The sequence below is a fragment of the Brachymonas denitrificans genome (assembly GCF_907163135.1).
GTDB lineage: Bacteria > Pseudomonadota > Gammaproteobacteria > Burkholderiales > Burkholderiaceae_C > Brachymonas > Brachymonas denitrificans_A.
This window is the reverse complement of record NZ_CAJQUA010000001.1, coordinates 345,807-364,380: the sequence shown is the minus strand read 5'-3', so window position 1 is coordinate 364,380 and position 18,574 is coordinate 345,807. Positions and strand designations below refer to the sequence as shown.

Below are 18,574 nucleotides of genomic sequence, written 5' to 3'. Positions count from 1 at the left end.
TGCACAATCGGCACAAAACATTGAAGGAGACCCCATGCCTGGCTACGCCAACCCCGGCTTCGATACGCTGGCCCTGCACGCCGGCGCCACGCCCGATCCGGCCACCGGCGCGCGCGCCGTTCCGATCCACCTGACGACCTCGTTCGTGTTCCAGGACAGCGACCATGCGGCCGCGCTGTTCAACATGGAGCGTGCGGGGCACGTCTACTCCCGCATCAGCAACCCGACCAACGCCGTGCTCGAGCAGCGCATGGCCGCACTCGAAGGCGGCGTGGGCGCCATCGCCGTGGCCACCGGCCAGGCCGCGCTGCACCTGATCATCAGCACGCTGATGGGCACGGGCAGCCATATCGTTGCCAGCGCCGCGCTCTATGGCGGCAGCCACAACCTGCTGGCCTACACGCTGCCGCGCTTCGGCATCGAGACCACCTTCGTGCCGCCGGGCGATCTGGAAGCCTGGCGCAATGCGGTGCAGCCCAATACCAAGCTGTTCTTTGGCGAGACCGTGGGCAATCCGGGTCTGGATGTGCTGGACATTCCGGCCGTGGCCGATATCGCGCATGCGGCCGGCGTGCCGCTGGCGGTCGATTCCACGCTGACCACGCCCTATCTGCTGAAGCCGCTGGAGCTGGGCGCAGACATCGTCTACCATTCGGCCACCAAGTTCCTGAGCGGGCATGGCACGGTCATGGGCGGCGTGGTGATCGACGGCGGACGCTTCGACTGGGAGGCCTCCGGCAAGTTTCCGGAGCTGACCGAGCCCTATGACGGTTTTCATGGCATGGTGTTCAGCGAGGAAAGCAGCACCGGGGCCTTCCTGCTGCGCGCGCGCCGCGAAGGCCTGCGCGACTTTGGCGCGGCGCTCAGCCCGCACAGTGCCTGGCTGATCCTGCAAGGGCTGGAAACACTGCCGCTGCGCATGGAGCGCCATATGGCCAACACGGAAAAAGTGGTGCAGTTTCTGGCCAGCCATCCGTTCGTCACGCGCGTGGGCCATCCGCTGCTGGAGAGCCACCCCAGCCACGCATTGGCCGGCAAGCTGCTGCGCCATGGCACGCGCGGTGCGGGCAGCGTATTCAGCTTCGACATCGCCGGCAACCGCGCGCAGGGCAAGGTGTTCATCGAGGCGCTCAAGCTGTTCAGCCACCTGGCCAACGTGGGCGACTGTCGCAGCCTGGTGATCCACCCGGCCAGCACCACGCACTTCCGCATGGACAACGAGGCGCTGGCGCAGGCCGGCATCACGCAGGGCACCATCCGCCTGTCCATCGGCCTGGAGGATCCGGACGACCTGATCGACGATCTGAAACGCGCCCTGAAAGCGGCAGAAAAAGCAGGAGGCCAGGCATGAAACGCACCGTCAACAACGAAGTGCTGTACGCGTACACCGGTGGCAAGGACTACAACCCCGATCTGCCGACCATGGTGTTCATCCACGGTGTGCTGAACGACCATAGCGTCTGGGCACTGCAGAGCCGCTACTTTGCAAACCATGGTTTCAACGTGCTGGCGATCGACCTGCCCGGCCATGGCCGCAGCAGCGGCGCGCCGCCGGCCAGCGTGGCCGAAGCGGCGGCCAGCGTGCTCGGGCTGCTGGACGACCTGCAGGTGACCGAGGCGGTGCTGGTGGGCCACAGCTGGGGTTCGCTGATTGCGCTGCATGCGGCCAGCCTGGATCCGCAACGCGTCGTGCAGGTGGTGCTGGTGGGCACAGCGTTTCCGATGCCGGTATCGCCGGCGCTGCTGGAGATGTCGGTCTCGGCGCCGGGCAAGGCCATCGACATGGTCAACACCTTCTCGCATTCCACGCTGTGCGCGGCCGTGCCGGGCCAGGGCGCCAATGTGGGCAGCTGGACCTACGGCGGCGCCCGCGCGCTGATGCAGTACGTGCTGGCCAGCAACCGCTCGCACAATGTATTCAACATCGGTTTCAATGCCTGCAACAGCTATGCCACCGGGCTGGAAGACATGGCGCGCGTGAACTGCCCCGTCACCTTCGTGCTGGGCAGCGCCGACCAGATGACGCCGCCCAAGGCCGCCAGAAGCCTGATCGGCGCCGCTGGCAAGTCACAGGTGTTCACGCTGCCGGCCGGCCACAGCCTGATGACCGAGGCTCCGGATGGCGTGCTGCGCGCCATCCAGGCAGCGGTGAAAGGCATGTCGCAGGTGCGCGCAACCGCGTGACACGGTGCCGGTGCGGCCTGCCAGGGCCGCATCTCCCGTGTTGGGCAAGCACAGTTCCATGACGCTCAGACAAGACCTGTTCGACCTGGCCCGGCATTTCGGGCTGAATCCCGCGCAAGGACAAGCCCTTCACAACGCCGCGGGCATGGACGCGCAGCCCGCCGCGGCCAACCGGTTGGCGGTGCCGGCGTTGACGCTGCTCGCCGCTGTCATGGCCGGCTTCGGCGTGATCCTGTGGATTGCAGCCAACTGGGGACTGTGGGAGCGGCCGGTGCATTTTGCCCTGCTGGGTGCACTGTTGCTGGCCAGCAGCGTTGGCAGCTGGGCGCTGGCGCGTTTCCGGGCCGCCAGCCTTGCCCTGGGCGTCCTGGCAGGAGCATCGGTAGGCGGGCTGCTGGCGTATTTCGGGCAAACCTATCAAACCGGCGCCGATCCCTGGCAGCTGTTCGCCCTGTGGGCCGGCCTGACGCTGCCCTTGTGCCTGGGCCTGCGTCACCGCGCCCTGTGGATGCCCTGGAGCCTGATTGCCAACACGGCCATCAGCCTGTGGGCCTGGGCCCAGATGGACCGGTGGGCCAGCAACTACGAGGCGCCGCAATTGCTGTCCATGCTCGCGGCGTTTGCGGCAAGCCTGCTGGTCAGCGTCGCGCTGTATCCTGCTTGGCGCCGCATCACGGGCAGCAGTGCACTGTCGCATCGTGTGGCCATGCTGTGGACGGTCCTGCTGATCGGCTCGCTGTCGGTGGCGCAGTTCCTGACACTCATGGGCCATGCCGTCGCACTGTTGCCGGGATTGCTGCTGTTCGGTGCCATGGTTGCCTGGTATGGCACGCGCCGCCATTTCGACGTACTGATCCTGAGTGCCGCCAGCCTCGGGGTCCTGGTACTGCTTTTCGTATTCCTCACGGAACGCCTGCTGCGCCTGGCCGGCTATGCCGACCCTTTTCTCATCATGCTGCTCGGCATCTTCGCGATGCTGGGATTGGCGGGTGCCGTGGCCTGGATCATGCGACGCTACCGTGCAGTGACAGGTACACGTCCGGTTGACGACGAACGCGAGAAGCATGCCCCGCAAGAGAACGACATCGCGTTGACTGCGGCGCTGGATACGGGCGTGGCGCATGGCTGGTGGAGCTCGCGGGCACATGCCCTTGCAGCCCTGGTTCCGGATTCCGGCGAGCGTCCCTGGTCGGTGGTCCTGCTCACGGCACTCGGCGCTTGGCTTGCCGTGGTGCCTTTTGTGATCGCGCTCGGTCTGTTTGCATGGAATACCAGCTCCGCCGCGCTGACGCTGGGAGCGTTGTTCACGACGGGAACGGTGCTGCTGCTGCGTCAGCCGACGCTCCCGCTGTTCCTGGAACAAATGGCGTATGCAATGCTGATTACGGGGCTGGCCTTCCTGGTCATCGGAGCGGGCTCGCTCTGGGGTGAGCGGGAAGCCCTGTGGCTGTTGTTCGCCGTGCTGATGGGACTGGTGGTTTTTCTGCGCGAGCCGTGGCTGCAGTTGCTGCTTGGCGCCGCCTTGTGCTGGATGATGCCCGCCGTCATCGCGAGTCTGCTTTACGCGCAAACCGATTTATGGATGCTGGACCAGACCTGGACGCTGGCCTGGCTGCCCGCCCTGATCGCCCTGATCTGGCCGCTTGCCATGCTGCGCTCCCCCGCACGCTGGCTGGGCTTGCCGCTGGTGCGTTTCGCTGCCCGGCGTGAGGCCTTCTGGGCCGGGTGGATGCTGACGGTGCTGGTGCAACAGGCTGCCAGCGCCGGCATGACCTTCATGATGACCGGCATGCTGGGCGGCGGGGGCATGACCCCCACTGCATGGGGCAACAATGTGTGGACCGAAGCGGCCGGCCTGCAGTTCTGGCAATGGTGGCTGCCTCTCAGTTCCGGCCTGTTCGCGGCGGCAGCCTATGCCATTGGGGCCCAGCGCTGGCCGCTGCTGCACCAGCCTGCGCTGGGCCTGCTGGCCGTGCTGCTGGTGGTGGCATCGTGGTTTCTGCCGTCGCTGGGCATTCCGCTGTGTTTCCTGGCCACGGCTGCCGTCACGCAGCGCTGGCGGCTGGCGCTGGCGGCGGCAGCGGCCGTCGCGTGGGTCATCGGGGCCATCTACTACCAGACCGACTATCTGCTGGTGCACAAGGCAATTTCGCTGATCGGGCTGGCCTTGGTCACAGGCGCGCTCGCAGTCTGGCTGCGACACACCCAGGCCCGCCAGGCACCGCTGCTGTCAGCCTCCATGCTGTCCATCCCCGAAAGCCATGCACCGGCAGCGGCTCCTGATCGGCTGCGTCGCCATCTGGTGCTGCTGGTTCCTGCCGCAATGGCCGCCATTCTGCTGCCCGGAGTGCTGAACAATGAGGCATTGATCCGCGATGGGGAGCGCTTGCTGGTGAAACTGGCACCCGTCGATCCACGCTCCCTGCTGCAGGGTGACTATATGGCACTGGCGTTTGACCTGGGCCCGGCCACCCCCACCGGCGGCATGGACGAAAGCCTGGAGCAGGCCCGCCATGTGGTGTTCCAGCGTGCCGCGAACGGCCTGGCCACCGCACGACGGCTGGAACTGGACGATCGTCGCCCGCCTCTGGCGTCCGACGAGCGACGCATGCCGCTCAGCCGCAAGAGTGGCCGCACCGTTCTGGTCACGGATGCGTGGTATTTCAAGGAAGGCACCGGCGAGCGCTGGGCCCAAGCCGCCTACGGAGAATTCCGCCTGCGTGCCGATGGGCGAGCCTTGCTGGTCGGCCTGGCAGACGAAAACATGCAGCCAATCCCGCAGGATTGATGCCAGCTTGCCATGCGCGTCAGTCCAAGCGTGACGGAGTATGCGGCATCCAAGCCGTCAGACAGCCAGCGTTGAATGTTGCGCCGCCTAAACTGCCGTCTTGGACGCCACATTCTCGCGCTTGAGCGCGTCCAGCAGCGTCATGTCCGCCAGCGTGTGGTGCCACAGCGGCTGCAACTGCGGCGTCTGCGGCAGCAGCCAGCGGGCGATCAGCGGTTCCAGGCGGGTTTTTTCCGCGGGCACCAGCAGCACCCAGGGCGAATCGGCCTCGTCCAGACGCCCGACCCAGCGCAACTCCGCCAGTTCTTCCAGCACCGGCTCCAGCTGGGGGGCCTCCACGCGCAATTGCTGCGACAGCAGTTCCAGCGGCACGCCGCGAGCCGGCATCTGCTGGGCATGGTGCAGCTTGCGCAACAACTCGATCGCCAGTTGCATCTGCCAGCCCATGCCCTGCCCGCGGCGGCGCAGTCCGTGCAGCAAGGCGGGCAGATAGGCGGCGATGACGGCCCCCAGCAGGATGATGATCCATGCCAGATAAACCCACAGCAGCAGGATCGGCAAGGTGGCAAAAGTGCCATACACCACCGAGTAGGAAGGCACACGTGCCAGATAGGCCGCCAGCAGGCGCTGCGCCAGCGCAATGCCCGCCGCCGCAAACACGCCACCGGCCAGCGCATGCGTCCAGCGCACGCGCGTATTGGGAACGAAGTGGTAAAGCGCCGCCATGCCCCCCGCCATCAAGGCAAACTCGACGGTGTTGATCAGGAACTGGACGCCGCCCGGCGTGCCGACCGGCGTGCCCGTGATCCAGCCCTTGGACAGCGACAGCACATAGGAGGTAGTGGCCACGCTGGCCCCCAGCACCACCGGTCCGATGGTGACGGCAGCCCAGTAAATGAGCAGGCGCTGCCCGATCGGACGCTGCTTGCGCACGCGCCAGATGGCATTGAGATGCTCGTTGATGCTGGACATCAGCATCAGCGCCGTCAGCACGAAGAATACGGTGCCCGCCGTACCGAGCTGCTTGGCGTGGGTGGCGAACACGGTCACGCTTTCCACCACCGGATTGGCGATGGCCGAGGGGATCAGGTTCTGCACCATCCACTGTTCCAGCGCGCGCTGCAGCTTGCCGAACATCGGAAAGGCCGTGAAGATGGACAGCACCACCGCGAAAAAGGGCACGATGGCCGTGAGCGTGGTGAAGGTCAGGCTGCTGGCGGTGAGCGAGAGATGGTCCTCGCGGAAACGCTGGCGCAGCATGGCCAGGGTTTCGCGCCACGGAAAGTCCAGCAACAGCATGGGCAGCCGCGCATGAAAGTCGAGCAAGCGTCTAAGCAGTTTCTGCATGGCCGCCATCATGCCATCTTTGTGCGGCAATGGCAGCGCATTCGTGGTAGCCTTGGCAGCCGTCTCCTGCCGCTGGCGGCTTTCTGCCAGATCCTTTTCCATGAACGAATTCAACGACCTCAGCCTGCAGCCGATCCCGCCCACTCCTGCCATCCGCCGTACGCGTGTTGCGGCCGTGGGGCTGCTGCTGGCGCTGGTGCTGCTGCTGGTGGCGTGGGAACTGTGGCTGGCGCCGGTGCGTCCGGGCGGCTCCTGGCTGGCGCTGAAGGCATTGCCGCTGTGCCTGCCGCTGGCCGGCCTGCTCAAGAACCGCATGTACACCTACCGCTGGCTCAGCCTGATGGTGTGGCTGTATTTCTGCGAAGGTGCCGTGCGCGCCTGGAGCGACCGTGCGCCGAGCAGCTACTACGCCCTGCTGGAAGCCGTGCTGTGCGTGGCGCTGTTCGTGGCCTGCGTGATGCACATCAAGCTGCGCTTTCAGGCGGCGCGGCAATTCTTTGCAAAGACTCTGGCACAGGCGGACGCAAACGTCGACCACCAGATGGCAGCGGCGACCGCACCCTCCGCTGCAACGCCTGACGCACCCGCAGGCTCGGCGCAGGCCTGAGACAGGCGCCCGTCGTTGCACTAGACCAGATCGCCGGCAAGGCAGTTCAGCCGCTGCTGCGCCGCCTGCACCGCATCATCCACGCTCCAGAAAACCGGCACCAGTTGCCCCGCACTGCCGTCAAGCAGCCCGGCCCGCTGCAGCGACTCGCGCGACCGGTCCTTGACGCGCGCCAGCATCAGCGTGCAACCGTGGTGCCCCAGATCCTGGGCCAGTTCGGCCAGCGCCTCCACGCTGCTGGAATCCAGCGTGTCGCACAACTCCATGCTCAGCACCAGAACCTGCGTCCCGCTGGCCAAGGCGTGCTCGCGCATGCCGGCGAAGATACGCTCGGCATTGGCGAAGAACACGGGCTCTTCGGGCCGCAGCACGGTGATGCCCGGCATGCGCAAGGTTTCGGGGTGCGCCTTGCGGTCGAGATAGTCCCGCGTTCCCGGCAGCTGTCCCAGCTCGCTCCACAGCGGGCGCGCAAAGCGTCGCAGCACCAGCAGCACGGAGAGCGCCACCGCCAGCAGCAGCCCGAACAGCACGCCGAACACCAGCACCGCCGCGGCCGCCACCCAGGCCAGCCAGGTGTCGCTGCGCAAGCGCAGGCTATGCAACACCGTGCGCGGCCACAGGCTGTGCGCCAGAATGCCGATCACCACGGCCGCCAGCACCGGCACGGGCAGCAGCGCCAGCCAGTCGCGGCCCTGCCAGAGCAGCAGCGCCAGCGCAAGCGCAGCAGCCAGTCCCGTCAGCTTGCTGCGACCGCCTGCAGCCTCGTTCGCCGACGAAGCTGAAAACCCTGCCCCCACGGGCAACCCCTGCAGCGCTCCGCTGGCCAGGTTCGCCAGACCCAGCCCCAGCAGCTCCCGCCGCGGCGCCACCCGGTCGCCATGCTGCAGCGCCAGCGTGCGCACCGAACCCCAGGACTCGGCAAACAGGATCACCAGCAGCGCCGGCGCGATTTCTGCAGCGCGCAGCCAGTAGGCATCAGCCAGCCTGGGCCAGGGCCAGGGCCAGTGCCAGCCGGCCCAGTTCCATTCGATGGCGCCGACCAGTGCAACACCGTCCTGCGCCGGTGCCAGCAACTGCGACGCCACGATGCCGGCCACCAGAATCAGCAGCGAAGGCGGCACCAGCAGCCAGCGGTGCAGGCGCTTGAAGAGCCCCCAGCACAGCAGCGCCACCAAGCCCCACACCAGGCTGGGCCCATGCACCAGCGCGCGGTAGTGCCACAGCTGCTCCAGCAACGAGAAAAAGCCCGGTGCGGATACAGGCATGCCTGCCAGATGCGGCACCTGCCGCAGGATGATGGTGAGTGCCAGCGCCCAGGCAAAGCCGCGCAGCACCGGCCGCGAAACGAACGCGCCAAGGAATTCAGCCCGCAGCGCCCAGGCCAGCAGAAACAGCACGCCGGTCAGCATCACCAGCGCCAGCCCCATCGGCACCCCACCCAGCGCCACGGCAGAGGCAAATACCGCAGCAGCCGACGAGGTAGGCGACACGATGGCAAAGCGGCTGCTGCCGAACCAGGGATAGAGGCACAGCCCCACCAGCGCCCCGAGCAGGGCATGGGCCGGAGGCACGTTGGCGATTGCCGCATAGGCCACCGCCTCGGGTAACAGTACGCCGGCCACGGTCAGCCCGGCGAACAGGTCGTCGAGCAGGGGGCGCAGCAACAGGCGGCGCGCTGCGCCTCCCTCACCCTGCAAGGGCATTGCCGATCGCTGCCCGCTTCCGTTCATTCCAGATCCTTGACGTCGCCACCATGGCCTGCATGCATTATCTGCCCGCCTGGCGCGTTCGAGAGCCGTATCATTGCGCCATGCAAGACGCACTTCCGGATTCCTTTGCCCGCATCGTCGGTGCCTCCCACGTCCTGACCGGCAGCGATGCCGCCCCCTACTGCCGCGACTGGCGCAAGCGCCACGAGGGGCTGGCGCTGTGCGTGGTCAAGCCCGGCAGCACGCAGGAAGTGGCCGAGGTGGTCAAGCTGTGTGCAGCGGAGCAGATCGCCATCGTGCCGCAGGGCGGCAATACCGGCCTGGTCGTCGGCTCCGTGCCACGCGATCATGGGCGCAATATCGTGCTCAGCCTGCAGCGCATGCAGACCATCCGTGCCATCGACGTGGCCAACCAGACCATCAACGCCGAAGCAGGCTGCATTCTGCAGAACGTGCAGCAGGCCGCGGCCGACGCGGGCTGGCTGTTTCCGCTGAGCATGGCCAGCGAGGGCAGCTGCACGCTGGGCGGCAACCTGGGCGCCAACGCCGGTGGCACGCAGGTGCTGCGCTACGGCAACAGCCGCGAGCTGTGTCTGGGGTTGGAAGTGGTCACGCCGCAGGGCGAGATCTGGAGCAGCCTGCAGGGCCTGCGCAAAGACAATACCGGCTACGACCTGCGCGACCTGTTCATCGGCAGCGAGGGCACGCTGGGCGTCATCACCGCCGCGACCATGAAGCTCTACCCGCAGCCGCGCGTGCAGCTCACCGCCTGGGCTGCCGTGCCTTCGGTGCAGGCTGCGGTCGACCTGCTCGGGCTGGCACGCCAGCACCTGCATGCGGGACTGACCGGCTTCGAGATAATGGGCCAGTTTGCGCTGTCACTGGTGGACAAGCACTATCCGCAGCTGCGCGTGCCGCTGTTCCGTGACACGCCGTGGTGCGTGCTGCTGGAGAATGCCGATTTCGAGGGCGAAGCGCATGCCCGCGAGCGCTTCGAAACGCTGCTGGAGGCGGCCATGGAACAGGGCTGCGTAACCGACGCCATCGTCGCCGAGAACCTGACGCAAGCGCACACCCTGTGGCACATCCGCGAGAGCATTTCGCTGGCGCAGGCCGAGGAAGGGCTGAACATCAAGCAGGACATCTCCGTGCCGATTTCGGCCATCCCGCAGTTCGTGCAGGAAACCGATGCCGCGCTGGCCGCCCATGTGCCCGCGGTGCGCATCGTGAACTTCGGCCATCTGGGCGACGGCAATCTGCACTACAACGTGCAGGCGCCCGAAGGCGTCGATCCTTCGCGCTTTCTGGCCGAACAGGAGCCGGATATCAACCGTATCGTATTCGATGCCGTGCACCGCTTTGGCGGCAGCATCAGCGCCGAACATGGCATCGGCCAGCTCAAGCGCGATACGCTGCCCAGATACAAGTCCGCCGTGGCACTCCAGCTGATGCGGGCCATCAAACAAGCGCTGGACCCACAGGGGATCATGAATCCGGGACGGGTGCTCTAAGCAAAAGCACCGCCGCAGCGATTCCGCGGCCCAAGTCCCACTGTCAGATTTGCCTGGCAGGCACGCTCACCCGCCACGCACCGCGGCACGACTCCTCTGTCTTGCCAGCAGATGCAAGGATCGTTCCAGGAGAAGATTCTTCGATATCCTTACTGGTCCTCGCTTCAGCGTCGCTCCGTACAATCACCCCATGCAGAATCCCACCCCCTCCAACCAGTACGAAACCTTTCTGCGCCACGTGCGCGACACCGGCGTGGCCAAGGCCGACCGCACGGGCACCGGCACCACCAGCGTGTTCGGCTACCAGATGCGCTTCGATCTGCAGCAGGGCTTTCCGCTGGTGACGACCAAGAAGGTGCACCTCAAGAGCATCATCTACGAACTGCTCTGGTTCCTGCGCGGCGACGGCAATGCGCGCTGGCTGCAGCAGCACGGCGTGACCATCTGGGACGAATGGGCCGACCCGGAAACCGGTGACCTCGGGCCGGTGTACGGCGTGCAGTGGCGCAGCTGGCCGAAGCCTGATGGCAGTCATATCGACCAGATCGCGCAGGTGATGGAGACGCTCAGAAGCAATCCCGACTCGCGCCGCATGATCGTGAGCGCCTGGAACGTGGCCGAGCTGGACAAGATGGCGCTGATGCCCTGTCATGCCTTCTTCCAGTTCTATGTGGCCAACGGCAAGCTGAGCTGCCAGCTCTACCAGCGCAGCGCGGACATCTTCCTCGGCGTTCCGTTCAACATCGCCAGCTACGCGCTGCTCACGCACATGGTGGCGCAGCAGTGCGGGCTGGAGGTGGGCGAGTTCATCTGGACGGGTGGGGACTGCCATATCTACAGCAACCACAGCGAACAGGTGGACCTGCAGCTCTCGCGCGAGCCCTTCCCCTACCCGCAACTGGTAATCAAGCGCAAGCCGGCGGATATCTTCAGCTACGCATTCGAGGACTTTGAAGTGGTGGACTACCAGCACCATGCGCCGATCAAGGCGCCGGTGGCGGTGTGATTGGAAGCGTAGCCAGCTGATTGCAGCCGGCTCAGGCGAAACGCCCTGCCGGAGGGCGTTGGCCTCGGGAGAATCATGGCTCATTTAACTTTATAAAGCCTACAGTAGTTGAAAAAATTCCCGATCAAGCGCCAATCATGGTGTAAAGCGTATTTTCAATGCAAACCCTGACCCGCAAGCAACTCCTTGCGCTGCTGGTGCTCACCCTGATGTGGGGCATCAACTGGCCGATGATGAAGCTCTCCTTGCGCGAGCTGCAGCCGCTGCATTTCCGAGCCCTCACCATGAGCCTGGGCATGCTCGGATTGATGCTGTACTTCCGTACGCGCGGGGTGCGGTTGATGCCGCAGGGCTGGAGCGAATGGCGTGCCATTCTGATCCTTGCGCTGCCCAACATGCTGGGCTGGCATGGCCTGTCGATCTACGGGCTGCAGCAGCTGTCATCCGGCCGCGCCGCCATTCTCGGCTTCACCATGCCGGTGTGGACGGTGCTGCTGGGCGTGCTGTTCTACCGCGAGCAACTCAACCGGCGGCTGATCGTTGCGGTGGTCGCGGTACTGGCTGCCATCGGGCTGCTGCTGGCCAACGAGCTGAGCAATCTGGCGGGCCGGCCCGTGGGCATCCTGTGGATGCAGGGCGCGGCCATCTGCTGGGCACTCGGCACCATCTGGACACGCCGCCTGCCCACCACCTTGCCGACCGAGGCGCTGATCGTGTGGATGATGGCCTTCGGCGCGGCCAGCATGGGCGTGCTCGCAGCCCTGCTGGAGCCGCCGCAGAGCTACGCTTTCAGCACCCCGGTCTGGCTCAGCCTGGCTTATGGCGTGCTGATCAACTACGGCGCGGCGCAGGTGCTGTGGTTCAGCCTGGCGCGCGCGCTGCCGCCCAGCACCAGCGCGATGAGCGTGATGGCGATTCCGCTGATCGGCATCATGAGCGCCACTGTCATCGTGGGCGAATGGCCGCACTGGCAGGACTTTGCCGCCGTGGGCTGCGTGATGCTGGCGATTGCGGCAGTGTTGCTGCCGCGACGGGGCGCCTGATCAGCGATTGCGGAACTGGTCGTGGCACTTGCGGCAGGTGCTGCCTGCATCCACCACCAGTTTCTTCAGCACGTCCAGATCACCGGCGCGTGCCGCGGCGGGCAGCTTGTCCACCTTTTCGCGCAGCTGCTGGGCGCTGGCCTGGAAGCGCGGCGTGGCCGTCCAGACAAACTCGTTGGCGCGCGTGTTGACCAGCGGCGCACCGCTGCCCGGCACGAAGGCATGGAACGGCAGGCGCGACATCACCATCACCACATTGGCGTCTTCCACGGCCTGGGCCTGATCGTAAGGGATACGCTTGAGCGCCATGGCACTCAGGCGGCTGAAATGGTGTTCCATCACCTCGAAAGCGCCCTTGCGGTAGGCAACGGCGTCCTCGGCCTTGGGAAAGGTCATCCACTGGGCCGAAGCACCCAGACTGGCAAAACCCAGGCCCGCCACCAGTGCGGCGCGGCCCCATCGAGCAAACGTCTTCATTGTTCAGATCCTGCATGGCCGGCAGGTTGGCCGGCGCCACCTGTTGCGCCCCTCAGCCCCTGCCTTGCAAACCGGCCTACTATACACATAATGTGTCACGCTCCAATAGTCAGGTTACGCACGTAACCTGCCTACAATGCCCGCATGAAACCCGCCCTGCACCTCATCTACGCACGCGCCCGCAATGGCGTGATCGGCCATCAGGGCCAGATGCCCTGGCATCTGCCGGAAGATCTGGCGCACTTCAAGCGCACCACGCTGGGCGCGCCCGTCATCATGGGCCGCAAGACCTGGGACAGCCTGCCGCAGAAGTTTCGCCCCCTGCCCGGTCGCACCAATGTGGTGATCACGCGCCAGCGCGACTGGACGGCCCCCGGCGCCATCGTGGCGCACAGCCTGGGTGATGCCATCGTGCAATGCGGCGCGGTGGACACGATCTGGGTGATGGGCGGCGCCAATGTGTATGCGCAGGCCCTGCCGCTTGCCGACCAGGTGGTGGTGACCGAAATCGATGCGGATTTCGAGGGCGATGCCTATGCGCCGATTCTGGGCGAACAGTTCCAGCCGGTGGAGCGCGAGGCGCATGTGAGCAGCCAGGGGCTGCCATTTGCGTTTGTGACCTACGTGCGGGTGGGCTGACGTTTCTTCTTCACCATGGTTGTGCACTCGGATCACTACAGGGATGGGAGAAGCTGACCTGCACTCCACCCCAATCGTCGACCCCACACACCTCCACCACACGGTGAAACCGTATTGCTCCTAGAATCCCCTGCTTCAGCGTCAATGCGCCGTGTTCGCCACCCCAAGGGCACAGGATCCCCTCACCATGCAAATCGCCACCTGGAACGTCAACTCCCTCTCCGTCCGCCTGCCGCAGGTGCTGGACTGGCTCGCCGCCAACCCCGATGTGGAGGTGCTGGCACTGCAGGAAACCAAGCTCACCGATGACAAGTTCCCGTTGCAGGCGCTGAACGAGGCGGGCTTTCAGGTGCACTTCTTCGGCCAGAAAACCTATAACGGCGTGGCCCTGCTCTCACGCACGCAGGCTGGCACCGACGTGGTGCGCAACATTCCCGGCATGGATTGCGACATGGCGCGCGTGCTGAGCGCGACCTACACGGCGCCCAATGGCCAGCCGCTGCGCGTGGTGAACGGCTATTTTCCCAATGGACAGGCACCCGGCACCGACAAGTTTGCCTACAAGATGCGCTGGCTCACCGCGCTGCGCGAGTGGCTGCGCACAGAGCTGGTCAAGACGCCGCAACTGGTGCTGCTGGGTGATTTCAACATCACCTTCGATGATCTGGACGTGTACGACCCGGTGGCGCTGCACGAAACCATCCACTGCACCACGGAAGAACGCAGCCACCTGCAGGAGCTGATCGGCCTGGGCCTGACCGACAGCCACCGCCTGTTCCCGCAACCCGAGAAAAGCTACAGCTGGTGGGACTACCGCAACTTCGCCTTCCGCCGCAACAACGGCCTGCGCATCGACCACATCCTGGTCAGCGATGCCGTCAAGCCGATGGTGACGGCCTGCGCGATAGACCGGCTGCCGCGCAAGAACGAGCGCCCGAGCGACCATACGCCAGTGGTGCTGACGCTGGAACGTGCCGCTGCATAAATACGGCAGTGCTTAGCAAATAGCCTGAGCACCTAAGGACCCGAAGCGATATCCTACCTACAATTTATTTGTTTTACTTATTTAAAATCCAAATATCATGACTTTCAGTTTTATTGAAACCGAAAGGACATGGTCATGGATTTCTCCGCTTCCCGCACCGCACGCCGCCACTGGCTCGCCTCCCTGGCAACAATCGCCCTTGGCGTTGCAGCATTACCTGCACAGGCACAGCCCGCCACCGTGCAGCTGCTCAATGTCAGCTATGACCCCACGCGCGAGCTGTATCAGGATATCAACCGCGCCTTTGCCGACAGTTACCGAAAAGCCACCGGAGCCAACGTCCAGATTCGCCAGTCCCATGGCGGCTCGGGCAAACAGGCTTTATCGGTCATCCATGGCCTGAAGGCCGACGTCGTCACACTGGCGCTGGCAGGCGACATCGACCAAGTTGCCCAGGCCGGCCTGTTGCCAGCCAACTGGCAAAAGCGGCTGCCGCAGAACAGCACGCCCTACCGCAGCACCATCGTGTTCCTGGTGCGCAAGGGCAATCCGAAAGGCATCCGCGACTGGGGTGACCTGGTCAAGCCCGGCATTTCGGTCATTACGCCCAATCCCAAGACCTCCGGCGGCGCCCGCTGGAACTATCTGGCCGCGTGGGGCTATGCCCTCAAGAAAACCGGCTCGCAGGAACAGGCGCGTGCCTTCGTCAGCCAGCTGTACAAACAGGTGCCGGTGCTCGATACAGGGGCGCGGGGTTCGCTCATCACGTTTACCCAGCGCGGCATCGGCGACGTGCTGCTGTCCTGGGAAAACGAGGCTTATCTGGCCCAGAAGGAACTTGGCAAGGGTCAGTACGACATCGTGACGCCCTCCGTCAGCATCCTGGCCGAGCCGCCGGTTGCCGTGGTCGATCGCAACGTGGACGCCCGTGGCACACGCCAGGTAGCCCAAGCCTATCTGCAGTTTCTCTACACCCCGGCAGCGCAGCATCTGATCGGCAAGCACTACTACCGCCCAGCCGATAGCAGCGTCGCCCGCAGCTATGCCCACCAATTCTCCAAGGTGCAGCTGTTCACCATCAATGAGCTGTTCGGTGGCTGGGGCCAGGCACAAAAGACACACTTTGCCGACGGTGGCGTGTACGACCAGATTTTCGGCAAGGCACGGAAATGATCTTTATTCCATTTCGGAAATAAACAAACAACAACATATTCGTTTCCAAGTATGTAGCAAGTCCCTACCATGCTGACATTCCCTCGGCATGCACCGAGGCCGACTTTGCTACCAGCCTGCTGCTTTCAAGGACTCCCTTACCATGCACACCACTTTTCAACGCCGTCCGGTGATCACCTTCCTGGCAAGCTCCTTCGTCCTGCTGACCGCAGGCACGCTGGCCGGCTGCGGCAAGGGCACTCCAGCCCCCGGCGCCAGCGCTGCTGCGGCCGCCGCTTCCGGCAGTGCCGACACCAGCAACCCGAACAAGCTGCTCAACGTCAGCTACGACGTGTCGCGCGAGTTCTACAAGGACATCAACGCCGCTTACCTGCCCATTGCCAACAAGAACGGCGGCAAGCTGGAGATTCAGCAATCGCACGGCGGCAGCAGCAAGCAGGTGCGTAGCGTGGCCGAGGGCCTGCAGGCCGATGTGGTCACCATGAACCAGGCCAGCGATATCGACTTCCTGGCCGGCAAAGGCCTGGTGGACAAGGACTGGGCGAAAAAATTCCCCGACAACGCCGTACCCAATACCTCGCTGTCCGTGATTCTGGTACGCAAGGGCAACCCCAAGCAGATCGCCGACTGGGCCGACCTGGGCAAGCCGGGCGTGCAGCCCATCATCCCCAACCCCAAGGTAACCGGCAATGGCCGCTATACCTGGGTGGCGATCTGGGGCGCAGCGCTCAAGTCCGGCCAGAACGAAGCGCAGGCCGCCGAGTTGACCGGCAAGGTGTTCGCGCAGGTGCCGGTGCTGGACGGCGGGGGCCGCGCCGCCACCACCACCTTTGCGCAACGCAATATCGGCGATGCGCTGGTCACCTTCGAGAGCGAAGTGCCTCTAATCCAGCGCGAGTTCGGTGACAACTTCCAGGTGGTCTACCCCAAATGGACGGTGCTGGCAGAGAACCCAGTCGCCATCGTCAACAGCGTCGTCGACAAGAAAGGCACCCGCGAGGCGGCCACCGCCTACCTGAACTGGCTGTGGTCGCCCGAAGCGCAGGAGATTGCTGCGAAGCACCACCTGCGTCCGCGCAACGCCGAAGTGCTGGCCAGACATGCCAAGGACTTCCCGCAACAGCAAACCTTCACCGTGGACGAGTTGTTCGGCGGCTGGAGCAAGGCGCTGCAGGTGCACTTCAGCGATGGCGGCACTTATGACAAGGCGATGGCGCAGCGCAAGAAGTAAACCCGACAGCGGCACCGCGTGCCGCACGGCGTGACCTTCGGGACAGCCAATCCACACGGTGACCCCACCTGACACGCCCTTCTTCTTTGCAACACCGCGCCCTCCACCTTCCATGAATTCCAGCCTGACGCTTTCCTCCCCTGCCGTGGCCAATACAACCCCAACCGGACGACGGACATCGCGCCCCTGGCGCAACCCGCTGCTGCGCAGCCACAGCGTGCTGCCCGGCTTCAACCTGTCGCTGGGCATTGCCGTGTTGTACCTGGGCCTGATCGTGCTGATTCCGCTGGCGGCGGTGTTCTTCAGCAGTGCGCAGCTGGGCTGGGAAGCGTTCTGGAGTGTTGCCACCGACGCGCAGGTGGTGGCCTCTTACAAGCTGACCTTCGGCGCGTCGTTCCTGGCGGCGCTGGCCAATGCCGCCGCCGGCCTGCTGGTGGCCTGGGTGCTGGTGCGCTATGAGTTTCCCGGCCGCCGCCTGCTCGATGCCATGGTCGACCTGCCGTTCGCCCTGCCCACCGCCGTGGCCGGCATTGCGCTGACCACGCTGTACGCCCCCAACGGCTGGATCGGCAGCCTGCTGCCCTTCAAGGTGAGCTACACCCCGCTGGGCGTGTGGGTGGCACTCACTTTCATCGGTCTGCCCTTCGTGGTGCGCACGGTGCAGCCGGTGCTGCAGGACCTGCCGCGCGAACAGGAAGAAGCCGCCGCCCTGCTCGGCGCCAGCCGCTGGCAGACCTTCCGCCACGTGCTGCTGCCCACGCTGCTGCCTGCCCTGCTCACCGGCTTTGCCCTGGCCTTTGCCCGTGCACTGGGCGAGTACGGCTCGGTCATTTTCATCGCCGGCAACATCCCGTTCCAGACCGAGATCACCTCCCTGCTGATTATCGGCAAGGTCGAGCAGCAGGACACCGCTGGCGCCGCCGCAATTGCCGTGGTCATGCTGGTCACTGCCTTCGTGCTGCTGCTGATCCTCAACCTGCTGCAGGCCTGGCAACGCCGCCGCCTGCCGGCCTGAGCCACGGGAAACACCATGCCCTCCTACGCGCCCTCTCCCACCACCGAGTCTCCCTGGCTGCGCCGCACGCTGATCGGCACCGCGCTGCTGTTCATGACGCTGTTCCTACTGGTGCCGCTGCTCAGCATCTTCATCGAGGCCTTCCGCCAGGGTCTGCAGGTGTACTGGGCTGCCATCACCGAGCCGGATGCGCTCTCTGCCATCAAGCTCACGCTGCTGGCCGCCGCCATCGCCCTGCCGCTCAATGCCATCTTCGGCATCGCCGTGGCCTGGGCCGTGACCAAATTCGATTTCCGTGGCAAGAGCCTGCTGCTCACGCTGATCGACCTGCCGTTTTCCGTGTCGCCGGTGATTGCCGGTCTGGCGCTGGTGTTGGTATTCGGCGTCAATGCGGCGCTGGGTGGCTGGCTGGAGGCGCATGGCCTGCAGGTGATCTTCGCTGTGCCGGGCATCGTGCTGGCCACCGTCTTCGTCACCTTTCCCTTCGTGGCGCGCGAGCTGATTCCGCTGATGCAGGCCCAGGGCAGCGCGCAGGAAGAAGCGGCGCGCATCCTCGGCGCCAGCGGCTGGCAGATTTTCCGCCGCGTGACGCTGCCCAACATCAAGTGGGCACTGCTCTACGGCCTGATCCTGAGCAACGCCCGCGCCATGGGCGAATTCGGCGCCGTGTCCATCGTGTCCGGCCATATCCGCGGCCAGACCAACACCATGCCGCTGCACATCGAGGTGGTCTACAACGAATACCAGTTCGCCGCCGCCTTTGCCGTGTCCTCGCTACTGGCCCTGCTGGCCCTGGTCACGCTGGTACTGAAATACCTGGTCGAACGCCGCAGCCACGCCTGATCCTGACGAAAGCTCT

At 65.1% G+C, this 18,574-nt stretch carries 16 protein-coding genes; 13 read left to right on the top strand and 3 right to left on the bottom strand.

Features of this window, described 5'->3' with window-relative positions; genetic code table 11:
- Positions 1-34 precede the first annotated feature (34 nt).
- The 3 genes from KKQ75_RS01655 to KKQ75_RS01645 are packed head-to-tail and all read left to right on the top strand — an operon-like array spanning position 35 to position 4,972.
- Positions 35-1,351 (top strand): O-acetylhomoserine aminocarboxypropyltransferase, encoded by a 1,317-nt coding sequence (locus KKQ75_RS01655; RefSeq protein ID WP_213359493.1) that lies wholly within the window; start codon positions 35-37, stop codon positions 1,349-1,351.
- Positions 1,348-2,184: an alpha/beta fold hydrolase gene (locus tag KKQ75_RS01650; protein ID WP_213359491.1), complete on the top strand. Its 837-nt coding sequence runs from the start codon at positions 1,348-1,350 to the stop codon at positions 2,182-2,184. The genes KKQ75_RS01655 and KKQ75_RS01650 overlap by 4 nt, the downstream gene beginning before the upstream one ends.
- Positions 2,185-2,242: 58 nt before the next feature.
- Positions 2,243-4,972, top strand: coding sequence for a GDYXXLXY domain-containing protein (locus tag KKQ75_RS01645; protein ID WP_213359489.1), 2,730 nt, complete (start codon positions 2,243-2,245; stop codon positions 4,970-4,972).
- Between the two features lie 87 nt (positions 4,973-5,059).
- On the opposite strand, the gene KKQ75_RS01640 is transcribed toward KKQ75_RS01645, so the two are convergent.
- The gene (locus tag KKQ75_RS01640) at positions 5,060-6,421 is read right to left on the bottom strand and encodes a YihY family inner membrane protein (RefSeq protein ID WP_250130963.1); all 1,362 of its coding nucleotides are present in this window, start codon (positions 6,419-6,421) and stop codon (positions 5,060-5,062) included.
- Here KKQ75_RS01640 and KKQ75_RS01635 point away from each other — a divergent pair.
- Positions 6,420-6,926: a DUF2069 domain-containing protein gene (locus KKQ75_RS01635; protein WP_213359487.1), complete on the top strand. Its 507-nt coding sequence runs from the start codon at positions 6,420-6,422 to the stop codon at positions 6,924-6,926. The genes KKQ75_RS01640 and KKQ75_RS01635 overlap by 2 nt on opposite strands.
- 20 nt (positions 6,927-6,946) lie before the next feature.
- Here KKQ75_RS01635 and KKQ75_RS01630 read toward each other — a convergent pair whose 3' ends face one another.
- A complete protein-coding gene (locus KKQ75_RS01630) occupies positions 6,947-8,629 on the bottom strand; it encodes a SulP family inorganic anion transporter (protein ID WP_213359484.1) in 1,683 nt (560 codons plus the stop codon).
- A gap of 107 nt (positions 8,630-8,736) precedes the next feature.
- Between KKQ75_RS01630 and KKQ75_RS01625 the strand changes: the two genes are divergently transcribed.
- The 3 genes from KKQ75_RS01625 (at position 8,737) to KKQ75_RS01615 (ending at position 12,195) form a co-directional block, all read left to right on the top strand.
- Positions 8,737-10,146 carry an FAD-binding oxidoreductase gene (locus KKQ75_RS01625; protein ID WP_213359473.1) on the top strand — a complete coding sequence of 470 codons (1,410 nt, stop codon included), beginning with the start codon at positions 8,737-8,739 and terminating at the stop codon, positions 10,144-10,146.
- A gap of 190 nt (positions 10,147-10,336) precedes the next feature.
- Positions 10,337-11,152, top strand: coding sequence for a thymidylate synthase (locus KKQ75_RS01620; protein ID WP_213359471.1), 816 nt, complete (start codon positions 10,337-10,339; stop codon positions 11,150-11,152).
- 158 nt (positions 11,153-11,310) lie between these two features.
- Positions 11,311-12,195, top strand: coding sequence for a DMT family transporter (locus tag KKQ75_RS01615; protein WP_213359462.1), 885 nt, complete (start codon positions 11,311-11,313; stop codon positions 12,193-12,195).
- Here KKQ75_RS01615 and KKQ75_RS01610 read toward each other — a convergent pair whose 3' ends face one another.
- Complete coding sequence (locus tag KKQ75_RS01610; RefSeq protein ID WP_213359459.1) at positions 12,196-12,672, bottom strand: c-type cytochrome; 477 nt, start codon at positions 12,670-12,672, stop codon at positions 12,196-12,198. It abuts the gene before it with no gap.
- Between the two features lie 144 nt (positions 12,673-12,816).
- Here KKQ75_RS01610 and KKQ75_RS01605 point away from each other — a divergent pair, with 144 nt between their 5' ends.
- The 6 genes from KKQ75_RS01605 (at position 12,817) to cysW (ending at position 18,558) form a co-directional block, all read left to right on the top strand.
- A complete protein-coding gene (locus tag KKQ75_RS01605; protein WP_213359452.1) occupies positions 12,817-13,311 on the top strand; it encodes a dihydrofolate reductase in 495 nt (164 codons plus the stop codon).
- A gap of 187 nt (positions 13,312-13,498) precedes the next feature.
- On the top strand, positions 13,499-14,296 hold the full coding sequence (gene xth / locus KKQ75_RS01600; protein ID WP_213359449.1) for an exodeoxyribonuclease III: 798 nt from the start codon (positions 13,499-13,501) through the stop codon (positions 14,294-14,296).
- A gap of 135 nt (positions 14,297-14,431) precedes the next feature.
- Complete coding sequence (locus tag KKQ75_RS01595) at positions 14,432-15,469, top strand: sulfate ABC transporter substrate-binding protein (protein WP_213359447.1); 1,038 nt, start codon at positions 14,432-14,434, stop codon at positions 15,467-15,469.
- A 142-nt stretch (positions 15,470-15,611) separates the two neighbouring features.
- Entirely contained in the window at positions 15,612-16,700 is a 1,089-nt protein-coding gene (locus tag KKQ75_RS01590; RefSeq protein ID WP_213359445.1) for a sulfate ABC transporter substrate-binding protein, read from the top strand.
- 112 nt (positions 16,701-16,812) lie between these two features.
- Positions 16,813-17,715, top strand: a complete 903-nt coding sequence (cysT, locus tag KKQ75_RS01585) for a sulfate ABC transporter permease subunit CysT (protein WP_213359443.1) — start codon at positions 16,813-16,815, stop codon at positions 17,713-17,715.
- 15 nt (positions 17,716-17,730) lie between these two features.
- On the top strand, positions 17,731-18,558 hold the full coding sequence (gene cysW, locus KKQ75_RS01580; protein ID WP_213359440.1) for a sulfate ABC transporter permease subunit CysW: 828 nt from the start codon (positions 17,731-17,733) through the stop codon (positions 18,556-18,558).
- Positions 18,559-18,574 lie beyond the last annotated feature (16 nt).